The sequence below is a fragment of the Streptomyces sp. SM1 genome (assembly GCF_002910825.1).
Lineage (GTDB): Bacteria > Actinomycetota > Actinomycetes > Streptomycetales > Streptomycetaceae > Streptomyces > Streptomyces okerensis.
Window position 1 is genome coordinate 1 of the sequence record NZ_NEUB01000528.1, and the last position, 2318, is coordinate 2318.

Consider the following 2318-nt stretch of genomic DNA (forward strand, 5'->3'; position numbering starts at 1 on the left):
CGCCACCCGACCCTGCCGCGCCCGCGGCAACAGCGCCACCAGCGGCTCGCGCACCAGCAGCCACAGTCCCACCAGCGCCCAGGCGATGAGCACATCGACCGTGAACACACCCAGGAAGGCGTGCGTCACATCGCCGAACTCCATCGCCGCCGACTGGACACTCGCCGCGTAATAGGTCATGTCGGGAGCGAAACTGCCCGCGATCAGTACGGAGGGGACCAGGGCGCCCCGGCCGCTCCCGTCGGTGCGCACGGCCGGCAGAACCGCCGCCGCGTGGCTCAGCGTGAACGGCAAGTCGACTCCTCGCGGCAGGCCTTGACCGGGCCACCGGGACCCTTCGATCGGAAGGTCCCAGTGTGCGGGACCCCGATCATGGACCGGTCGCAGCGTGAACGTGGCCAACCGGTGAATATCGGTCATGAACGGGTGTCCGCGCAAAGGAAGTTGTCGTAGGGTCGCGAGGGCCGTCGTGCCGGGCGGCCCCTACAGGGCAACCGGCGGGGCGGGAAGAACGTCACAGCCACAGCGGGGCGGACACGGCACGCGTTGACGGGCGCCACAGCGCCCACGGGAGGGGTTCACTCTATGGCGGCGCATTTCGGCAGGAGGCTGCGCAAGGGAGCGGCCACCACCGCCGTGGCCGCGGCGGCGGTGGCGGCCCTGTCCGCCTCGCAGGCCCCGGGTGCCACCCTTGACGACCAGGGCAGACAGTCCGCCTCCGACGCCACGCCCCCGCCCGGGGAGACCGCCGACGGCGGCAGCGCGACCGGCAACTCGCCGTACTACACGGACCTGCCCCCGCTCAACAGCCCCAACCCGTCCCCGAGCTCGGGGACGGGCCCGGTCGGCACGGGCGAGGCCGAGGCGGGCATACCCGCGACCGTCCTCGACGCCTACAAGCGGGCCGAAGCCGCGCTGCGCGAGAAGAAGCCCGGCTGCAACCTCCCCTGGCAACTCCTGGCCGCCATCGGCAAGGTGGAATCCGGTCAGGCCCGTGGCGGGCGCGTCGACGCCGACGGCACCACGCTCTCCCCGATCCTCGGCCCCCAGCTCGACGGCAACGGCTTCGCCCTCATCAGGGACACCGACGACGGTGCCTACGACGGCAACAGCGCCTACGACCAGGCCGTCGGACCCATGCAGTTCATCCCCTCCACCTGGGACTGGGCGGGCCGCGACGGCAACGCCGACGGTCGCGAGGACCCGAACAACATCTACGACGCCGCCCTTTCCGCCGGCCACTACCTGTGCCGCTTCGACTGGGACCTGTCCGACCGCCGGGACCTCAGGAAGGCGATCCTCAGCTACAACAACTCGACGGACTACCTGAACACCGTCCTGTCGTGGCTGGAGTACTACCGCGAGGGCACCCACGAGGTCCCGGACGGCACCGGCGCCCTGCCCGGGGACCGCAGCGACGGCACGACGCCCCGTCCCACGCCCACCCCGACGACACCGGTCACCCCGTCGCCGCCCAGCCCCACCCCCGACAGGCCGGGCGGCTCCAGCCCGAGCCCGAAGCCGCCCGGCTCCGTACCCCCGACCACTCCGAAGCCCACCACCCCCGCGCCCACCACGCCTCCCACCCCCACCGACACGGTGGACCACCTGGAGGACGCGGGCACCGCGACGCTCACCGCGATGGCGGGCGACACCTTCACCCAGAGGATCAGTGCCCGCGCGGAGACGGACGCCGGCAAGGCGGTGGCCAGGGTGCGGATCCGCTTCAGCGTCTACGGCGCCACCGACGCCACGTTCGCCGGCGGTGAGAGCGTGGCCACCGTCCTCACCGGCAGTTCCGGTGTCGCCGTGGCGCCCGCGCTCCAAGCCGGGGAGAAGACCGGCGTGTTCGCCGTCCGGGCCGTCGTCGTGGGCCGCGACGTACCCGGCGTCGCCTACCGGGCGACGGTCACCCGACGCGCCGCCGACACCCTCGTCCGCACCGGTGAAACGGCCCTGGTCTGCACCCCGGGCGGCACGTTCGCCGAAGCGGTCGAGCTGAAGGCCACCTACGGCGGTGCGGTCGCCGACAAGGTCGCCGCCACCGCCACGCTCGTCAGGTCCGCCGACGACCCGGCCGAGAACGACAAGGGCCCCTACTTCAAGAACGCCGACGACGAGGCGGTCCGTACGCTCGACGGTCTCCAGACCGACGCGGACGGTCTGCTGAGGCTGCCGCAGCTCTACGCCGACGACACCACCGGCACGTTCCTGCTCCGCGTCACCACCGCCGGCGGAGCGACCCTCACGGTCGAACTGACCGTGGCGCCGGCCGAGACCGAGTCGCCGGCCGAGACCGAGCCGCCGGCCGAGACCGA

At 72.7% G+C, this 2318-nt stretch carries 2 protein-coding genes; one reads left to right on the forward strand and one right to left on the reverse strand.

The annotated features are described in order from the left end of the window. A partial coding sequence (locus tag B9S61_RS12850) for a DUF4184 family protein (protein ID WP_146064816.1) occupies positions 1 to 294 on the reverse strand: 294 nt, incomplete at its 3' end. A 291-nt stretch (positions 295 to 585) separates the two neighbouring features. On the opposite strand from B9S61_RS12850, the gene B9S61_RS12855 reads away from it, so the two are divergent. After that, the coding region (locus B9S61_RS12855; protein ID WP_103542372.1) for a lytic transglycosylase domain-containing protein at positions 586 to 2318 on the forward strand (1733 nt) is incomplete at its 3' end.